The following is a 508-nucleotide window of genomic DNA, read 5'->3' as shown; positions in this document are numbered from 1 at the left end:
AACAACATAAAACCGATTTGGAACGCCGTTTTCAGCTCCGAGGTGATAAAAGCCGGAATCAATACCGCCATCGACACATCTTCTGGATTGGTTACTTGCTCGCCCGACATATTTACGAAGGTTTCCAAATCCTTAATGCGCGTTTGCTTAAGCATGAAGGCCTTCATCGGCACTTGCGCTGCATCGAATGCTTCGCGCGCTGTCACTTGTTCGTTGAGGTATGGCTGGATAGCCGTGTCATTGATTTCGTTGAGCACAGGAGACATGACAAAGAAGGTCAAGAAAAGCGCGATGCCAATGATCACCTGATTCGATGGTGTTTGTTGTAAGCCCATCGCCTGACGCAGAATCGACATTACCACCACAATTCGGGTGAAAGACGTCATCAAAATCACCATTGCTGGCAAGAAGCCCAGCATGGTCATTAAGGCGAGAATTTGCAATGTAACAGAATAGTCTTCACTGCCATCCGGATTGGTGGTCATGGTGAAAGCTGGAATACCAGCAC

General features: G+C 47.6%; 1 protein-coding gene. It reads right to left on the bottom strand.

Going from position 1 to position 508, the window contains the following annotated elements; all coding sequences use genetic code 11:
- Positions 1 to 508: flagellar type III secretion system pore protein FliP (locus R8N49_RS30745; RefSeq protein ID WP_318190901.1), on the bottom strand; the 508-nt coding region annotated here is incomplete at both ends.

It is taken from the genome of Vibrio sp. 1978 (genome assembly GCF_033344345.1).
Note: the sequence above shows the minus strand (reverse complement) of the source record. Positions and strands in the feature narration are given on the sequence as shown.